The organism is Gemmiger formicilis (genome assembly GCF_900167555.1).
Classification (GTDB): Bacteria; Bacillota; Clostridia; order Oscillospirales; family Ruminococcaceae; genus Gemmiger; species Gemmiger formicilis.
Genome location: NZ_FUYF01000004.1, coordinates 84,402 through 101,698, shown reverse-complemented (window position 1 = coordinate 101,698; position 17,297 = coordinate 84,402). Strand labels below are relative to the sequence as shown.

Below are 17,297 nucleotides of genomic sequence, written 5' to 3'. Positions count from 1 at the left end.
AGGCCAGCGGCGGCTTTCGCAAAGAAAGCCGCCGCTGTTGTCAAAATGGATACTCTTAAAATTTTCCGCCCGAGCTGCCGCCAAAACCGTCGCTGTCGGTACTCGAGCCGCTCGAGCTGCTCGAGTTGTCGTCCTTGACGGGGTCGTAGCGCTCGGTTTCGGTGGTATGGGTGTAGGTGTCCTCCACCACGGACAGCGCCAGACCCTCGGCGGGCATGTAGGCGTTGGCGTGGGTCTGCTCGTTGGCGGTTTTCATCTGCGCGTAGAAGATGCCGCAGACGATGCTCGCCACAGCCAGCGGAATGACAAACACAAACACCCACTTGATCCAACCCTTGGCGGGGTCGTTGCCGCTGTCCAGCGGCGCGCCCTTGTCGGCATAGAAATCAAGCGTGTCAGCGCACATTTCTATGTAGGTGTCGGAGGCCTTGTAATACGTTCCGTCCGAGAGCATCGGCACGATCTTATCCTCGATCTGTGCAATGCGGTAATCGGTAAAGGCCGTGACACCGCCGCCGTAGGTGATGGTAACATAATCGCGGGAATCCAGCGCAATCAGGAACAGGATACCGCTTTTGCCCTCGCCGTAGCCAAGGTCATAGTCGCGGTACCAATCCTTGGCGAACTCGCGCACGTTCTGGCCGCCGATGTCAGCCACCGTCAGCAGGTAGACATTGACACCGTGTCCGGCACTGGCATCCTGCGCCTTTTGTTCCAATTCAGCGGTCGCTTCGGGTTTGAACAGCTCGTAGGTGTCCATCACCAGCGGCATTTCGGCAAACGCCGGCAGGGCGCAGAACAGGCACAGCACCAGTGCCGTAAGCAGAGAAAACAGTTTCTTTTTCATACTCTGTTTCCCCCTTTCAAAGCAGGAATGCAAGCAGGATCATCAGCGGAACACTGATGCCCGCAAACCAGGCGACCACCTTTCGCTTATCAACCGGCAGGTCGCCGACCAGCTTGCCGGTCTGCCCGTTCATGGCGAACAGGTAGTCCTTGCCCTGCCATTTGGTGTGCAGCATCCAGACCGGCAGCAGCGCGTAGTGCTTGGCGGTGTAATCAATGCTGATATTCTCGCTCAGGGTGCTTACGCTGTTGTAGCCGGTAATGCTGGCCGAAAGCTCGCTGCTGACCGAATTCTGCATACGGCTGTGGGCGCGGGCCTGGCAGGTGTCGGCGTCCTCGTCGTATTTGTCGGCCATGTAGCCCGGCAGGAATGCTGTCGAGAAGGGCTGGAAGGCACGGTAGTCATACGGCTCGATGGCGTCCATGTGGCCGTTGGGCATCTTGGTCGAGCCGTCCATCGGCACACCCATAAACTGCGTAGTACCCGCGCGGCGGACATCATAGTGCTTGGTCGTGGTGATGACGTAATCGCCGTTGCGGTGGCTGGAGCTGGTCGTGGCTTCATATAGGCCCGAGCCGGAGGCGTTGGCATCAAACAGCCAGAACGGGACATACACACCCTTGATCTCCTCGATATGGTTCTGCGAGGAGAAGGCATTGGGCAGGAACCTCTTGCCGCGATAGTATTTTTTCAGCGCGGCCTTGGCGGCGTTCTTATCCAGCACAAACGGCAGGACAAGCTCGGGCCGCTGCATACCGCTGAACTGCCCCGCAATGACCGTTGGGTTGCCGCAGTACGGGCAGCTTGTCGCGGCGGTCGTCTCGTCACAGATCAGCTCTGCGCCGCAGGACGGGCAGGAATAGCTGCGCAGCCCGGCGGCCTCGTTTTCACTCCAGACGGAGTCGGGCGGGGGCGCTTCTTTGTTTTGCGCGGCGGTTTCGGCAGCGGCTTCTTTTTGGGCATACAGGGCTTCGATCTCGGCGGTGTCGTAGCTGCTGCCGCAGAAGTCACACACCAGCTTTCCGCTGGCACCGTCAAAGTGAAGCGGACCGGTACAGGCAGGGCATTGGTAGTTGGTAAGCTGCGTTGCCATTATGCGTCACCTCTCTTTCCTTCGGTTTGCAGCTGCCCTGCCAGATCCTCAAAAAAATCGCGCAGGGCGCTGCGCGTATTGCCATCGGCATCCAGATAACGGTAGACGATCTCGTCATCCGGGGCCTTGTAAATCAGGCAAACGCTATCTAACGTTTCATCGGTGATAAATAAGCCGGGAGGGCTTTCCTTTTCGTCCGGCAGGCTTTCCAGCCCCAGCTTTTCTGCAAGAGCCAGGGCTTCTTGCCAATGGGTGTCCTCAACCGGGATGTTTTCCAGCTCCACCCATTCATCCTCCTTGTAATTACAGCTGAAAAGGCAGCCGTCAGCCGGGTCGTTTCTTATGCTAAACCCATAGGTGTCGTCATAGCACATACCGGAATAACTGATGCTGATACCGGTCAGTGTGCCGGGCGGCGCTTTTTTACAGCCGGACATTGTCAGAAAAGCGGCTGCGGCGCAAAGCACCGCAGCGATTTTTTTGCGCATCACTGGCCAAACGGCTTACCGCACTCCGGGCAGAACTTGGGCGGATGGGCCGGGTCATCCGGGGTCCAACCACACTGGCTGCACTTGGCGGGGGCCGGTGCGGGCTTGGGGCTGCCGCAGTTGCTGCAGAACTTACCGGTGTTGGAGGTGCCGCAGCTGCATACCCAGCTGCCGGCTGCGGGGGCCGGGGCCGGCTTGGGGCTGCCGCAGTTTGCGCAGAATTTGCCGGTGTTGCCGGTCTGGCCGCAGCTGCAGGTCCACCCGGCGGGGGCAGGTGCCGGGGCCGGGGCGGGCTGTGCGGCGGCCTGCTGCGCGCCCATCTGGTACAGGTTCTGGGCGTTCATACCGCCGGCTGCACCGGCCATATTCATGCCCATAAAGGCCATGGCGGGGCCTGCGCCCTGATTGCCGGCTGCGGTCTGCATAGCGCTGGCCTGTGCGCCGACAAGATGCGCAGCGGCGCGGGTCGGGTCCATAAAGGCTGCGTTGCGCTGCATTTCCTTGAGCATCTGCTCGTCTTCCTCGCTGGCCTTCACGCTGGAAACACCGAAGGATACGATCTCAATGCCGCGCAGCTTACCCCACTTGGCGGAGAGCACATCGTTGAGGGCCTCGGCAAGCTCCATCGTATGGCCGGGCAGTGCGGAATAGCGGATGCCCATATCGCTGATCTTGGCAAAAGCGGGCTGCAGGGCGGTCATCAGCTCGGATTTCAGCTGCCCGTCGATTTCATCGCGGGTGTAGCCTTCCTCCACATTGCCGCAGACATTGGTGTAGAACAAAATGGGGTTGGTGATGCGGTAGCTGTACTCACCGAAGCAGCGGATGGCAATGTCGATGTCGATGCCGGCGCGCTGATCCACCACGCGGAAGGGCACCGGGCTGGGCGTGCCGTATTTGTTGCCCACCAGCTCCTTGGTGTTGAAGTAATAGATGCGCTGATCCATCGGGGCCTCGCCGCCGAAGGTAAAGCGCTTGCCGATGTTCTGGAACACTGCGCCGATAGAGTCGGACAGGTCGCCGCTGAAGAGCGAGGGAGCGCTGCCGGTATCGTAGGTGTACTCACCCGGCTCGGCGCACATATCCACGACCTTGCCCTGCTCCACGATCATGGCACACTGGCCGTCGGCAACGGCCACAATGGAGCCGTTTGTAATGATGTTGTCGCTGCCCTTTGTGTTGGCGCTGCGTCCGCTCTGGCGTTTCCAGCCGCGTGTGGCCAACAGGTCAGCCGGCATGGCTTCACAATAAAAGTATTCCTTCCACTGGTCGGCCATAACGCCGCCAGCAGCGCCCATTGCAGCTCTGATAAGTCCCATAGTGATCCTCCTATGTCAGGGGCGGGCAGGACCCGCCCCGTTTTGTTACAGATAAATCAGGTCGTCATTTGTTGGCCAGGGCGGCCTTGTACTCCTCATAGCGGGGCGGCAGCTCCTCGAGTTCCTCGTTCCACTCGGTGCCGTCCAGTCTCATGTAGAAGCTGACCGCACAGGCCGTGCCGTCGTCGCCCTCGTAGTCATACATGAACAGCGAGATGCAGTCGTTGTACGGGTAGATATTGAAGTTGTATGCTTCGCTGTCGTCAATATGCTGATCCAGCACCCAATCGCTGCCGTCCAGGATAGGCTCGATATGGTCATCATAGACATTGACCCACATCGTGATGACCGGGTCATCGGGCATACCGTCGCGGTAAACCTCAAAGTAGTGGCTGCCGTCCTCGCTCTCACCGATGTAGCCCCAGCAATCGTAGGTGTCGGTGTCAAAGTAGTCGCGGTTGGGTACATTCTTGTAGTTTTCCATCCGGAACCAGCCGTACCAGTTGGTGTTGCCCAAATCAGCGTAGGTGTTGCCGTCATCGTAGGTGTAGGGCGGGTCAGGCTCATCCGTGCCGTCGATGTCATATTCGTCATCGCCGCCGTCCAGCAAGGCGGGGTCGATTTCAGGCTTGGTGTCGCTGCGCTTAAAGACCATGGTCATACCGTCAAACTCAATGGTCAGCAGGTCACCCTCGCGGGTGTAGGTCATGGCCGGGGTATCGGGATCGGTCAGCGCATAGAAGTTGCCGTCCTTCCATTGGAAGGTGACAAAATCCTCCATGTAGGTTTCGCCGGTGCCGTCCGCACGCAGCTCAATGTAGAAGTCCTCCATATCGACAAGGGCAAGTTCCTCCTTGGAGAGGGTGTACTCGCTGTCGGAGGCGGATTCCAGCACATAGATGCCCACATCGGTATCACTGCCTGCGGTGGTGCCCTGGGTCATGTTGTCACCGTCCAGAGGCTGCTGCATGGTGCTGCCGGACTTGACGAAGTAGAGCGTTACGCCCTGTCCCTGCACATCGTTCAGGGTCAGGATCTCGTCTTGCAGGGTGCCGGTGCAGTTCAGGCCGCCGCAATCCAGCTGGAAGGCCCCGCCGTTCAGCGTCCACTTGCCATAGGACTTGGTGCCGTCCACCGTTACAACGCACTTGCCCTTATCATTCAGGTCCATCAGGAACCCGCTGCCGAAGGCATCCTCGACCTGCGTCACGGAGCCGCCGACCTCGGCGTAGGCTGCTTCCCAGGTGCCCTGGTTCGGGTCACTGGCGTTCGGCTTGCCGGTGCGGATGGAGCCGCTGATCATTGTTACGATGATCATAAGCAGGAATATCACCGGGATGGCGATCAGGATCATCCGCTTGGGGGACATTGGTGCGCGGGGGCGCTTGGGCTTGCCGCCGGGGGCCATATTGCCGTAAGGGTTGCCGCCCGTGCCGCCGGGTGGCGGCGGCGTGACAGCATGGGGAGCATCCGGCGGTGTGGACGCAGGCGGGGGTGTGTTTCTGGCGTAAAGCGGTGCGCCTGCGCCGGTCTGCGGCGGTGTGCCGGGCGCATTGCCCGCGTAAGGATTCGCTGCGTTCGTCTGGGGCTGCGGGGCGGCAGGTGCGCTGCCTGCATAGGGATTGCCGCCGCCTGCCTGCGGCTGCGGGGGCGTCTGTGCAGGCTGCGGGGGCGGCGGTGCAGCCTGGGTAGGCTGAACCGGGGGCTGGGGCACAGCTGCGGGCTGTGCGGCGGGCTGCGGTACGGATACTTTTGCACCGCAATTCTCGCAGAATTTAGTACCGGGCTTTAACTCGGCACCACATTGCGTACATGTTGCCATAGTGTCTGCCTCCTTTTATAAAGTAATATTTTAGAACCTTGCTTATTCCTGTGTCATTTCAAACCATACAGCTTCCTGCTGCGGCAGGTTCAGAAGGGATTCCCCACCGATGTGCATTACATTGACGCCGCCGTAATCAGCGGGCATCATAGCCAGCGTTTCGCGCTGTGTACGCCCTGAATCCATACGGAACAGCGAAACGGAGCAGATCCAGCCGCGGTCATCCATACCAAGGTAGGAGATGCTGCTGTCCCATGTGGCCGGAACCATCTGGCCGTTGGTGTATGCGCCGGTGTAGAAGTTTGGCTGATCCTCGCAGATTTCAAACCAGGTGCCGGTCTCGTCACTCACAAAGGAGCCGACCATGTTCGGAATGCTCAGCGGGGCGGTGTTCCAGACAGCCTCCATCAGATTGAATTTTTCATTATCGCGGGAAACGCCGTACACAGTCGCGTACTCGGCTCCGTACTCCGCATCGTAGGCCGTGCCGGTCTCAAACCGGACAATGCCGTTGATGCCGAAGAGCGGACCGCCGTTGACCATCGTGCCGCACTGTGCGCCGCTGATGACATCAATGTATTCGACGTTGCCGTTCTCGGTCAGAAGGAAAACATAGGGGGCGTAGTCCTGCCCGATGCTGGTCATCAGCATCTTTATATAGTCGCTGTAGCAGCCGCTGACCGCAAACTCGGTCTTGTCGCCCAACTCGTACCATTCCTTCATGGTCTGATAGGTCATAGCGCCGTCAGGGGTAACATAGTCGGTCAAGGCACGCACCGTCACAGCGCCGTCGGCGCTTACATCGCAGGTGAACCATTCATCCTGCCCGTGCAGGATCTGGCCGCTGCCTTGGCGCTTGTCGGGGTCGACCTGAACATCCGTCCAGTACATTCCCGACCCGGCGGGGGTGTACATCGGAACCGTGGCAACAAAACCGTGGCTGTATTTCGGATACAGGGAATAGTAGCTGTACAGTCCGTCCAGATTGCTCAGGCTCTGCGCGCGCATCATGTACAGCATGGCGGTCTGGTCGGGGTCGATGTAGCCGTAGTAGGTGTCAAAATGCTGCGCTACTGCGCGTTCCAGCGCGTGCATCACCTTGGCGTCGTCGGTGTAGCCCAGATGCGCCAGCATCTCCGGGTTGGAAAGCTCCTGCCCGGTGGCAAAATTGTAATGGTACGAACCCACATCGTGGTTGTACATCGCGTCAGAGCTGGTGATCTGCAGGCTCAGCAGGGGACCGTCCCAGTTGCTGACCCAGATGATGTAGCTTGTGTCGATAAAGTCATTGCGGGAACGAGCGTCCAGCGCGCGCTCCACCAGATAGCCGAAGCGGTAGCCGATCATCTCGTTGATGTTCCTTGCGCCCTCGGTGTCATCATCGATCTGCGGGACCTCGTAAAAATAGGTGTCCTTGTTGCCGTTGGGGTCGGTGTAGCTGAATTCCACATCATACAGCGTAGAGATGCGGGAATCATCAAACCTGCGGGAGGGCTGCGGCTTTTGCGGGGCCTCCTCCGCAGCTTCCACATTTTCAGCGGAGGTCTCGCTCACTGCGCTTGCAGCCGGTTTGCTCGGCTCGGACCGCTTGCTGTCCTGTGCGCAGCCTGCCGCCGACAGCAGCATTGCCGCCGCCAATAGTACGGCACAGCTTCTTTTCATGGTTGGTTCACCCGCCTTTCGGTTGAGAGTGCGGCAAACTGCCTGTGCTTAGCCAAAGGTGACGCTGTTCAGCACGGTGTCGCCCTCGGTGCCGGGGTCAATGTCTACACCGGAGATCTTGATGGCCAGCCAGCCGCCGGTGGGCATCTCACCGTAGTATTCGGTCCACCACATACCCACGTTTTTGTAGGTGCGTCCGGCCATCTCCACGCCGCCGATGGTGCGCGGGGTAAGTTCCTCCACGTTTTCAAAGTCGTCGTAATAGTAGTTGATCTTATCCAGACCGCTTTTCAGTTCAAAGGTTATGCGCGGGTCGCCGGAGAAGATATGGCTGGGGTCATCGGTCGGGAACAGCTTGAAATCCCCGAAACTGGTCGCGGACTTGTACCAGCCCTTGTCGGGGCAGGTCACGTTGAGCACCAGCGTAAAGTCCGTGCCGAATGCCTCCAGGGTCGGGGTGTTCAGGCCGGCGGCCGATGGATAATCAGGATTGTCCGCAGGCGCGGAAGCAGGGGCCGGTTCGGCGGTGGCTTCCGGCTCCGGCTCTGCAGCGGGCTCCGATGCAGGTTCGGATGCAGGCTCAGATGCCGCGCCGGTCTTGGGCTCTGCCGGGGTCTCCGTCTGGGGTTCAACAGCCGGTTCGGCGGCCTGCGCTTTCAGGTCGGATAAACCGGAATTGACCTCTTTGGTCACATCCCCCTTGGAGCAACCGGCCAAAGCCATAAGCATCATGGCTGCCAATGCGGCAGCGAGCGTTCGTTGTACTTTTTTCATAGCTGTCCTCCTTTTGGTCATAAAGTGTCCATCATAGCGCTCAGATAGGCAGGCGAGACGGAAGCGTAGACGAAATCATCGACAATGTGATCCTTTTTTGCCAGGCACACGGCGGTGGCCAGTTCGGGATATTCGGCCTCATCCACAAGCAGTACCGTTTTGCAGTGCGGGCAGACATCCCGCAGGTCGTTTGCCAGCAGCAGTCTGTCCTGCAGGGTGCGCGGCGGATGCGGGCAGACCTCCAGCAGCAGGACATCTGCCCTGCAGGAACGGCATAGCTTTACAATATCCTTTGTCTTAGGGCCGGCGTTTTGCACCTGGAAATCCGGTCTGCCGTGTTTCAGTGCCATTGTCAATGCGCTCGTCATCACAGAGTATTGCGCGTCCAAAACGATCCTCCGCACGGCGCAGCCCTCCTTCCCTGCAAAGAATACGATTTGTCAACTTCATCATACAGGAATCGGACGATTTCTGCCCCCACCATTTGGATAGTTTTTTTGAACTTTTTACTGCTTTTTTCAATACTATTGCAAAATAAGGCGGATTGCGTCATAATAATGGTGTGAAAAGGCAGCACGATACCCTTTTGGGCAGACTGTCGAAAAACTCCTGTAGGGGCGAGCATTGCTCGCCCGTGCCCGTATGCCTTGTAAGAAAGCCATCTCGGAAAGCACGTTGCTGCGCCAAGCTGGCGGGCGACCAATGGTCGCCCCTACATTCTCTATATGGCAAAGCCGATGTTTTTCGACACGCTGACCCTTTTTGGAAAGGACAGGCGCTATGACAAAGGTACGGCTTGGCAATCTGTGGTTAGCCGCTGCGGTTGCAGGGGTGATTCTCTGCGCTGTCCTGATGCGGGCGTTTTATATGCCGTATTCCGGCTTTTTGCGCACGGTGCTGTATAATATCCTGATCTTTTCCTGGGCGGTATCGGTCTGGTGGCGTATCCTGCACGCACAGACCCGCCACTGCCTGCTGGGCGCTGCCGCCCTGATGCTGTTCTGGCTGGATATACGCCTGATCCGCTATGACTTTGCCCAGACACCGGAGATGCTGCGGCGATTGTGGTATGCGTACTATATCCCGATGCTGCTGATCCCGACCCTTGCACTTTATACACTTTTCTTTTTAGATCGTGGGCAGTCCGCCCCGCTGTACAAGTACCGATACATGATTTTTGTATTCCCTGTGGCGCTGTTCTGCCTCGTGCTGACAAACGACTGCCATCAGCTTGCGTTTGCGTTCCCACCCGGGCAGGAGGTACTGGGCAGCCCCGATTACACCTATCGGTTCGTATATTACCTCTGCCTGCTGTGGATATTTTCCTGTGCCGTGTTCACGGTGGTGTACCTGGTACGGCGCTGCCGTATTCCGCATACAAAGCGCATCCTCTGGCTGCCGCTTGTGCCGATTTTTTTTGCCACCCTCTATGCTTTACTGTACAAGCATATTTTGAATGTGCCGTGGATGCATGCGATTGCCGGTGATATGACCGTGGTGCAATGCCTGACCTTTACAGCGACCTTTGAGGCGTGCATCCAGTGCGGGCTTATCCAATCCAACATGGGGTATGGCACGCTGTTTGAGGTATCTATGGCCAAGGGTCTGATCACGGACCGGGCGTTTGTGCCTGTGCAATGCTCCATGCAGGCAGCGCCGCTCCGCGAGGAGCAGCTGCGTCAGGCGCTCACCGGCAGTGTCCAGCTGGACGCCACGACCCAGCTTCACGGCCACCCGATCCGGAAAGGGTATGTTTTCTGGCAGGAGGACATCACCGAATTGGTGGCACTGCTGGAGGAGCTGCGCCTCACGCAGGAGGAATTGCATGACATCGGGGACATCATACAGGCGGAAACAGCCCAGAAGGCACAATGGCTGAAGCTGAGCGAGCAGAACCGGCTGTATGACAAAATCGAGACCGTCACAGCCCGCCAGCTGGCACGGATACAGGAATATCTGATCGCGCTCAGGGCCACGGACGATGTCGATACCGCCCGTCGGCTGCTGAAGCACATCGTCATTTTGGGAACCTATATCAAGCGGCGCAGCAACCTTGTTTTTGTTTGCGACAAGGCGGAGGATATTGACACCACGGAGCTGCGGCTGAGCCTGTTTGAATCGGCAGAGAGCCTGCGCCTGAGTGATATACGCTGCGCCGTACAGATCACCGACACAGCAAAGATCCCCTCTGCGTCCGCCGTGGCGATCTATGACGCCTTTGAAGCCATCATAGAAGCGACCCTGCCGGGATTGCAGGAGATCCTTTTCTGCGCCGAGCATACGGCGCAGGGCTGGGGGCTGCGCTGCAGCGTTCAATGCACCGACGCGCCCGCTGCGCTGCCCGGCCTGCCGCAGATGCAGCTTGAACGGGATGAGGACGGACTTTTGTATTTCACAATGTTTCCGGCAGAAGGAGGCAGCCTATGATTTCCCGGATCTCCCGCAACGCTGTCAAGGAAGGCTTTGACACGCTGCCGGCGGCCATCTGCTACTTTGACCGCAACGGTCTGCTGCGTCTGATCAATCACAGGATGCAGGAGATCGCCGCAGTCCTCTGCGGCTGCGATCTGCAGACCCTTACGGATCTGGAGCAGGCGCTGCACAGTCCCGGCGGCGGTGTGCAGCTGCGCGATGAGGCCGCCCGCATCTACGCATTCCCGGACGGGACGGTGTACCATTTTGCGGTGCGCCCTGTTCAGGACAAATACGGCATACCGTACACCGAGGTGATGGCTACCGATGTCAGCCGTCTGGCTGCATTGCACGCTGCGCTGCAGCAGGAAAACGAGCGCCTTGCCGATGCGAACCGCCGCGCAAAGCGCTTATATGACAATATGCCCGACATTGTGCGGGAGGAAGAAATCCTGAAAATGAAGATGCAGGTGCATGACGACATCGGCCATACCCTGCTTGCCGCACGGCGCGCACTGCGGCATGAGCATGACCTTGCCCGGATCAAGCGCGAGGCTGCGGAGTGGGAAAGCCCCATCTCCCTGCTGTGCCGCGCCCGGCAGGAGGATGCTGCCGAGGACCCGCTGACCTGTATGCAAAGGCGGGCGGCTGTTCTGGGCGCAGCCGTACAGCTGCGCGGTGCGTACCCTGCGGCACGCGCCACCCGCGAGCTCTACGCACTGATCCTGCGGGAATGTACCTCCAACGGTGTGCGCCATGCGGGCGCCACGAAATTGTACGCCGATTCCGAGCATCGGCCACAGGCATGGCACCTTTGCATCACGAACAACGGCACACCACCCAGGGCGGAGATAAAGGAAGGCGGCGGGCTTTCCTCGCTCCGCCGCCGTATTGAAAAAGCAGGGGGTACGGTAACCGTACACTCCCTGCCTGTGTTTGTTCTGGAAGTCACCCTGCCCGATAAGGAGAGCATTTATGATACGCGTTATGATCGTTGAGGACCAAAAGCTGGTCCGGAGCCTGCTTGAAAGCTATATTCAGAGCGAGGACGGGTATCAACTGGCTATGTCTATCCCCGGCGCTGCAGAGGCACCAATCCTGTGCGATACCGAGGACATCGACCTTGTGCTGATGGATGTGCAGACCGAACACCGCGAAAACGGTTTGGCCGCCGCCAAAAAGATACGAGAAGCGCACCCCGCAATTAAGATCGTGGTGGCGACCTCGCTTATCGATACGCAGGTTTTAGCCCGCGCCAAGGCCGTGGGCGCGGACAGCCTGTGGTATAAGGACGGCGATGAAGGGACCCTGATGGAGGTCGTGCGCCGCACGATGGCGGGGGAGCATATCTTCCCCGATGCACCGCCCAGCGTGGAGATCGGCACGGCCATGAGCGCCGAGTTCACCAAAGGCGAGATGAAGGTCCTGCGCTGTCTTGTGCGCGGGCTGTCCTATAACGAGATTGCAAAAGAACTCGGCATCGAGCCATCCACCGTGAAGTTCCACGTCATCAATATGCTGCAAAAGACGAACTTAGAGAATAAGCTCCAGCTTGCCATTGCCGCCACCGAAGCCAAATTGGTGGTAGAGTTGGCAGATACCTGAACCGTTATTCCATAGCAAACGGTGCGTAAAAATAAAGCACCCGGGAGGGATTCATCCCTCCCGGGTGTTTCAATTTAGAACCGCTCCACGCCATCACTCGTTACGCGCGCGTAGACGAGGGGCGGAAGCGTCGGCGGCTCATCGCGGATGACAAGGCCGCCGCGGTACATTTCCTCGGCTGCGGCAAACAGGCTCTCGTCGTCGGCATAGAACGTGCAGATGCTCTCCCCTGCCTTGACGTAGTCGCCCAGCTTTTTGTGCATCGTAATGCCCGCGGCAAAGTCGATGCTGTCCTCCTTCTTGATGCGGCCCGCGCCCAGCAGCACGCTGGCGTTGCCGATCTTCTCGACGTCGTTTTTGTAAATATAGCCGTCGGCGGGGGCGGTCAGCTCATAGCTGTACTTTGCCTTTTGGAACTTGTCAGCGTCGCGCAGTACGCTGATGTCGCCGCCCTGCGCGGCAAACATCTGGCAGCACTTTTCAAACGCGGAGCCGTCGGCAATGACGTTCTCGGCCAGCTTACGGCAGGTAGGCATATCGCCCTTGCCCGCCAGCACCAGCATGTTGCCGGCCAGCTGCAGGCAGACCTCGGTCAGGTCCGCGGGGCCCTTGCCCTGCAGGACGGCCATGCTCTCGGCTACCTCCAGTGCATTGCCGATGTTGTGGCCGAGAGGCTTGTCCATATCGGTGATGAGCGCCGCGACCTTGCGGCCATGCGCCGTGCCGATGGCGACCATCTGGCGGGCCAGCTCCAGCGCACCGTCCAGGTCCTTCATGAACGCGCCGTCTCCCATCGTGACATCGAGCAGGATCGCGTCCGAACCGGCAGCCAGCTTCTTGGACATGATGGAGGACGCGATCAGCGGGATGCAGCCGACGGTGGCGGTCACATCGCGCAGGGCGTACATCTTCTTGTCGGCGACGGCGATCTTGCCGCTTTGGCCGATGACCGAAATGCCGATCTCGTTGACCTGCCTGAAAAATTCTTCCTGCGTCAGGCTCGTGCGGGTGCCGGGGACAGCCTCCATCTTGTCAATCGTGCCGCCCGTGTGGCCGAGGCCGCGCCCGCTCATCTTGGCGATCTTGACACCGCAGGCCGCCACGATGGGCGCAATGACCAGCGTCGTCTTGTCACCGACGCCGCCGGTGGAGTGCTTGTCGGCCTTGATGCCCGCGATGGCAGACAGATCGACCATGTCCCCGGAGTGGGCCATGACGTCGGTCAGCATGGCGGTCTCCTCGTCAGTCATGCCGCGCAGGTAGATGGCCATGAGAAGCGCCGACATTTGGTAGTCGGGCACATCGCCTGCCACATAGCCGTTGACGGCGAAGGACAGTTCTTCATGGTTCAGCGTACCGCCGTCGCGCTTCTTGGCGATAATATCGTACATTCGCATAGTTTTTCTCCTTGTAAAAGGCAGGCCGCCCGGCTGGGATACCGGGCGGCCTGCTGTGATTTGTGATTAACGGCTGCCCTTGTCGTAGGGAATGCCCTCGGCCTTCGGGGCCTGGGAGTTCTTGGAGGTGAAGATCAGCACGATCATCGTGACGATATACGGCAGCATCTGGTAGAAGTTCGAAATTTCCTTGACGCCCTCAAACTTCGGCAGGAAGGTCAGCGTGGCGTTCAGCGCAGCAATGACCTTGAACAGCGCGAAGAACAGCGACGCGCCGAGGATCGGCAGCGGTTTCCAGTTGCCGAAGATCATAACGGCCAGCGCCAGGAAGCCGTAGCCACCGACGTCGGAGTTGAAGCCGGAGCCGGCTGCCAGCGTGTAGGCCAGGCCGCCGACGCCGCCCAGGAAGCCGGAGATCAACACACCGGCGTAGCGCATCTTGTAGACGTTGATGCCGACGGAGTCCGCCGCCTGGGGATGCTCACCGCAGGCGCGCAGCCGCAGACCGAAGCGGGTCTTGTACATGACGATGTAGGCCGCGATGAACAGGACGATGGCAACGGGGGTCGTCAGGTAGAAGTACTTGAAGATCAGGTTGTTCCAGAAGCTGGGGCCGTCCACCGGGGCGAGGCCGAAGGTATCGCGGGTGATGCGCACCCAGTTGGGAATGAAGATCGTGGTCAGGCCCTGGCCCTGGATGGCCCAGGTCATGACGACGGCGAAGGCGGGCGCAAACTGGTTCAGCGCCGTGCCGCCGATGGTCTGGTCGGCCTTCAGGTTGATGGCCGCAAAGCCCAGCAACAGCGAAAAAATCATGCCGGTGACGCCCGCCACCAGAATGGCAATGAACATCGACAGCTGCGGATGTGCGGGACCGAAGCCGCTCTGGTCCAGGCCCTGCAGCGTAAAGCAGGCGAACAGCGCGCCAATGATCATCATGCCCTCAAGTGCGATGTTGATGACGCCGGAATGCTCACTGAACATGCCGCCCATGGCGACGAGCAGCAGCGGCACTGCGAACAAAATGGTCATACTGATAATGTTGGCAGCGATCATCATTTTGCAGCACCTTCCTTTCCCTTATGGCCGGAGACCGCCTTGGTAATGATGCCGCGCATCAGCAGGGCAAAGGCCGCCAGATAGATGATGACGGCAATGACGATGTCAATGGTCTCGGACGAGTAGGCGGGCTGCATGGCGGCACCGCCGACCTGGATATAGCTGATAAAGAGCGACGCAAAAATCGTGCCGATGGGGTTGGAGCTGGCCAGCAGGGCGACAGGGATGCCGTTGAAGCCCATGCCGAGGATGGATTTTTCCAGCACGTATTGGCCCGTACCGGCCAGGTAGTAGATGCCGCCGCCGATGCCGGACAGCGCGCCGGAGATGACCATGGACAGCACGATGTTGCGCTTGGAGTTGATGCCCGCGTACTGGGCAGCGTCGCGGCTCAGGCCGCAGGCCTTCAGCTCATAGCCAAAGGTCGTCTTTTGCAGGATGACCCAGACGAGGATGGCAAAAATAATCGTGATGACGATGGAAATATTGATCCAGCTCGAGTTGCCGAACAGTGCCGCAAACGGCCCCCTGGGCAGGATCGCACCGGGGTTTGCAACGTTCAGCGCGGCAGTGCGGTCCGAGTTAGACGCGCCCCAGCCGGAGGCCAGCATATTGGGCATGTTGGCCAGCAGCAGATTGACGAGATACATGCCGATCCAGTTGAACATGATGGCGGTGATGACCTCATTGACGTTGAAATACGCCTTGAACAGGCCCGGGAAAATGCCCCAGATCGCACCGCCGACAGCGCCCGCCAGCAGGCAGACGTACCACGGCATCTGGAATTGAATGGCGCACAGCAGCGAGAAGAAAGCGCCCATCGTGTACTGGCCGGACGCACCAATGTTGAACAGGCCCGTCTTGAACGCAAAGCCGACGGACAGGCCGCACATCATCAGGGGTGCCGCCTGGTACAGCACCTTACCGAGCTTGTCCATGTTGGAAAAGCCGGTGGCCAGCATAGCTCTCATGCCGCCCACGGCGGCGCCGGGATTCAGCAGGACCAGCAGTACAAAGCCCAGCACCAGACCGACGACGATGGACAAAAGGCTGGCCAGGACCCCTACAACGGCGGGACGCTGCAGAAGCGGCTGTTTATTCTGTTTGCTCATGCTTTCGCCTCCCCTTGCTTTTTGGCACCGGCCATATACAGGCCCAGTTCCTCGACAGTGGTCTTTTTCGGGTCGAATTCGCCGACGATCTCGCCCTCGTAAATCACGAGGATGCGGTCAGACAGGTTCATGACCTCGTCCAGCTCCAGGCTGACGAGCAGGACCGCACGGCCCTTGTCGCGCTCGGCCACGATCTGCTTATGGATATACTCGATCGCGCCGACGTCAAGGCCGCGGGTGGGCTGCACGGCAACGAGCAGCTGCGGGTCCTTATCGACCTCGCGGGCGATGATAGCCTTCTGCTGGTTGCCGCCGGACATGCTACGGGCAATCGTCGCAGGGCCCTGGCCGCTGCGGACATCGTATTGCTTTATCAGGCGCTCGGCGTACTGCAATACGGCGTTCTTTTTAATAAAGCCGTGATTCTGGAACTCCGGCTGCCAGTAACGCTGCAAAACCATGTTGTCGGCCAGCGTGTAATCCAGCACCAGACCGTGCTTGTGGCGGTCCTCCGGGATGTGGCTCATACCGGCCTTGCTGCGCTCGCGGATGGGGGCATTCGTGATGTCCCTGCCCTCGAGTCTGATGGTACCGGACGTGGGCTTTTCGAGGCCCGTAATACCGTAGATCAGCTCGCTCTGGCCGTTGCCGTCGATACCGGCAACGCAGACGATCTCGCCTGCGCGGACGTTGAAGCTGACGCCGCGGACGGCATTGTTCTTGTGGACCTTGCTCGGCACGACGAGGTCCTCGACCTCCAGGATCGGCTTGCCGACCTCGCAGGGCTTCTTATCGACGGCAAACTGCACGTCGCGGCCAACCATCATCTTGGACAGTTCCTCTTTCGTGGTGTCCTTGAGTCAACGGTGCCGATATACCTGCCCTTGCGCAGGACAGAGCAGCGGTCAGAGACCGCCATGATCTCGTTGAGCTTGTGGGTGATGAACAGGATGCTCTTGCCCTCGGCCTTGAAGCCGCGCATGATGTCCATGAGCTCGTCGATTTCCTGCGGGGTCAGAACCGCCGTGGGTTCGTCGAAAATCAAAATTTCATTGTCGCGGTAGAGCATTTTCAGGATCTCGACACGCTGCTGCATGCCGACGGAGATGTCGCTGACCAGCGCGTCCGGGTCGACCTTCAGACCGTACTTTTCGCTCAGGGCCATGACCTTTTTGCGGGCCTCGTCCTTCTGCAAAAAGCCGTGCTTTGTGTCCTCAACACCCAGGATGATGTTGTCGAGCACCGTGAAGCACTCCACCAGCTTGAAATGCTGGTGCACCATGCCGATGCCCAGTGCGTTGGCATCGTTCGGGTTGTTGATCTTGACCTCCTGTCCGTTTTTCCGTATCGTACCCTGCTCCGGCTGATACAGGCCGAACAGCACACTCATCAAGGTGGATTTACCGGCGCCGTTTTCGCCCAGCAGGGCGTGGATCTCACCCTTACGCAGCTGCAGGGTGATGTCGTCGTTGGCTTTGATGCCGGGGAACTCCTTGGTAATGTGCAGCATTTCGATGACATAATTATCTGCCAATCGTTGCACTCCCTTTCAATGTGTACGGGCTTGTACACAAATTCTTACACTATATTATACAGAAAAATCACGCCATGTACAATAGAATCTGCACAAAAAGTAGCCGAAATTTGGCAAAACAGAACAAAAACCACCCTGCGCGAGGTGCGCAGGGTGGTTAAAAATCATACTTT

At 59.0% G+C, this 17,297-nt stretch carries 14 protein-coding genes and 1 pseudogene; 3 read left to right on the top strand and 12 right to left on the bottom strand.

The genetic code is table 11. From position 1 onward, the window contains the following. Positions 1-55 precede the first annotated feature (55 nt). The 8 genes from B5D32_RS05055 to B5D32_RS05020 all read right to left on the bottom strand — a co-directional run bounded on the left by B5D32_RS05055 (position 56) and on the right by B5D32_RS05020 (position 8,355). Entirely contained in the window at positions 56-847 is a 792-nt protein-coding gene (locus B5D32_RS05055; protein WP_078784015.1) for a TPM domain-containing protein, read from the bottom strand. A 16-nt stretch (positions 848-863) separates the two neighbouring features. Beyond that, on the bottom strand, positions 864-1,940 hold the full coding sequence (locus B5D32_RS05050; protein WP_078784014.1) for a Trm112 family protein: 1,077 nt from the start codon (positions 1,938-1,940) through the stop codon (positions 864-866). Continuing rightward, positions 1,940-2,431, bottom strand: a complete 492-nt coding sequence (locus B5D32_RS05045) for a hypothetical protein (protein WP_159446988.1) — start codon at positions 2,429-2,431, stop codon at positions 1,940-1,942. The genes B5D32_RS05050 and B5D32_RS05045 overlap by 1 nt, the downstream gene beginning before the upstream one ends. Next, the gene (locus B5D32_RS05040) at positions 2,428-3,747 is read right to left on the bottom strand and encodes an SPFH domain-containing protein (RefSeq protein WP_078784012.1); all 1,320 of its coding nucleotides are present in this window, start codon (positions 3,745-3,747) and stop codon (positions 2,428-2,430) included. Before B5D32_RS05040 ends, B5D32_RS05045 begins: the two co-directional genes overlap by 4 nt. A 64-nt stretch (positions 3,748-3,811) precedes the next feature. Further along, complete coding sequence (locus B5D32_RS05035) at positions 3,812-5,569, bottom strand: zinc ribbon domain-containing protein (RefSeq protein WP_078784011.1); 1,758 nt, start codon at positions 5,567-5,569, stop codon at positions 3,812-3,814. Positions 5,570-5,611: 42 nt separating this feature from the next. Further along, a complete protein-coding gene (locus tag B5D32_RS05030) occupies positions 5,612-7,231 on the bottom strand; it encodes a hypothetical protein (RefSeq protein ID WP_143402680.1) in 1,620 nt (539 codons plus the stop codon). Between the two features lie 48 nt (positions 7,232-7,279). Continuing rightward, positions 7,280-8,005 (bottom strand): hypothetical protein, encoded by a 726-nt coding sequence (locus B5D32_RS05025; protein WP_078784009.1) that lies wholly within the window; start codon positions 8,003-8,005, stop codon positions 7,280-7,282. A 17-nt stretch (positions 8,006-8,022) separates the two neighbouring features. Continuing rightward, positions 8,023-8,355, bottom strand: a complete 333-nt coding sequence (locus B5D32_RS05020) for a hypothetical protein (protein WP_143402679.1) — start codon at positions 8,353-8,355, stop codon at positions 8,023-8,025. A gap of 430 nt (positions 8,356-8,785) precedes the next feature. Between B5D32_RS05020 and B5D32_RS05015 the strand changes: the two genes are divergently transcribed. The 3 genes from B5D32_RS05015 to B5D32_RS05005 are packed head-to-tail and all read left to right on the top strand — an operon-like array spanning position 8,786 to position 12,022. Further along, positions 8,786-10,432, top strand: coding sequence for a hypothetical protein (locus B5D32_RS05015; protein WP_078784007.1), 1,647 nt, complete (start codon positions 8,786-8,788; stop codon positions 10,430-10,432). Beyond that, positions 10,429-11,415 carry a sensor histidine kinase gene (locus B5D32_RS05010; protein WP_078784006.1) on the top strand — a complete coding sequence of 329 codons (987 nt, stop codon included), beginning with the start codon at positions 10,429-10,431 and terminating at the stop codon, positions 11,413-11,415. Before B5D32_RS05015 ends, B5D32_RS05010 begins: the two co-directional genes overlap by 4 nt. Beyond that, complete coding sequence (locus tag B5D32_RS05005) at positions 11,393-12,022, top strand: response regulator transcription factor (RefSeq protein WP_078784005.1); 630 nt, start codon at positions 11,393-11,395, stop codon at positions 12,020-12,022. The genes B5D32_RS05010 and B5D32_RS05005 overlap by 23 nt, the downstream gene beginning before the upstream one ends. Before the next feature lie 74 nt (positions 12,023-12,096). Here B5D32_RS05005 and B5D32_RS05000 read toward each other — a convergent pair whose 3' ends face one another. The 4 genes and pseudogenes from B5D32_RS05000 to B5D32_RS04985 all read right to left on the bottom strand — a co-directional run bounded on the left by B5D32_RS05000 (position 12,097) and on the right by B5D32_RS04985 (position 17,100). Beyond that, positions 12,097-13,419: a pyrimidine-nucleoside phosphorylase gene (locus B5D32_RS05000; RefSeq protein ID WP_078784004.1), complete on the bottom strand. Its 1,323-nt coding sequence runs from the start codon at positions 13,417-13,419 to the stop codon at positions 12,097-12,099. A 66-nt stretch (positions 13,420-13,485) separates the two neighbouring features. Further along, on the bottom strand, positions 13,486-14,478 hold the full coding sequence (locus B5D32_RS04995) for an ABC transporter permease (RefSeq protein WP_078784003.1): 993 nt from the start codon (positions 14,476-14,478) through the stop codon (positions 13,486-13,488). After that, positions 14,475-15,590 (bottom strand): ABC transporter permease, encoded by a 1,116-nt coding sequence (locus B5D32_RS04990; RefSeq protein ID WP_078784002.1) that lies wholly within the window; start codon positions 15,588-15,590, stop codon positions 14,475-14,477. The genes B5D32_RS04995 and B5D32_RS04990 overlap by 4 nt, the downstream gene beginning before the upstream one ends. After that, positions 15,587-17,100: pseudogene (locus B5D32_RS04985) on the bottom strand (ABC transporter ATP-binding protein). The gene B5D32_RS04990 and the pseudogene B5D32_RS04985 overlap by 4 nt, the downstream one beginning before the upstream one ends. Between the last annotated feature and the right edge of the window lie 197 nt (positions 17,101-17,297).

Bases quoted from the DNA above. Each gene is read 5' to 3' on its own strand.
- B5D32_RS05005 (WP_078784005.1), top strand. From the start codon at position 11,393: ATGATACGCGTTATGATCGTTGAGGACCAAAAGCTGGTCCGGAGCCTG.
- B5D32_RS05030 (WP_143402680.1), bottom strand. From the start codon at position 7,231: ATGAAAAGAAGCTGTGCCGTACTATTGGCGGCGGCAATGCTGCTGTCG.
- B5D32_RS04990 (WP_078784002.1), bottom strand. From the start codon at position 15,590: ATGAGCAAACAGAATAAACAGCCGCTTCTGCAGCGTCCCGCCGTTGTA.
- B5D32_RS05025 (WP_078784009.1), bottom strand. From the start codon at position 8,005: ATGAAAAAAGTACAACGAACGCTCGCTGCCGCATTGGCAGCCATGATG.
- B5D32_RS04995 (WP_078784003.1), bottom strand. From the start codon at position 14,478: ATGATGATCGCTGCCAACATTATCAGTATGACCATTTTGTTCGCAGTG.
- B5D32_RS05000 (WP_078784004.1), bottom strand. From the start codon at position 13,419: ATGCGAATGTACGATATTATCGCCAAGAAGCGCGACGGCGGTACGCTG.
- B5D32_RS05020 (WP_143402679.1), bottom strand. From the start codon at position 8,355: ATGGCACTGAAACACGGCAGACCGGATTTCCAGGTGCAAAACGCCGGC.
- B5D32_RS05035 (WP_078784011.1), bottom strand. From the start codon at position 5,569: ATGGCAACATGTACGCAATGTGGTGCCGAGTTAAAGCCCGGTACTAAA.
- B5D32_RS05010 (WP_078784006.1), top strand. From the start codon at position 10,429: ATGATTTCCCGGATCTCCCGCAACGCTGTCAAGGAAGGCTTTGACACG.
- B5D32_RS05040 (WP_078784012.1), bottom strand. From the start codon at position 3,747: ATGGGACTTATCAGAGCTGCAATGGGCGCTGCTGGCGGCGTTATGGCC.
- B5D32_RS05050 (WP_078784014.1), bottom strand. From the start codon at position 1,940: ATGGCAACGCAGCTTACCAACTACCAATGCCCTGCCTGTACCGGTCCG.
- B5D32_RS05015 (WP_078784007.1), top strand. From the start codon at position 8,786: ATGACAAAGGTACGGCTTGGCAATCTGTGGTTAGCCGCTGCGGTTGCA.
- B5D32_RS05055 (WP_078784015.1), bottom strand. From the start codon at position 847: ATGAAAAAGAAACTGTTTTCTCTGCTTACGGCACTGGTGCTGTGCCTG.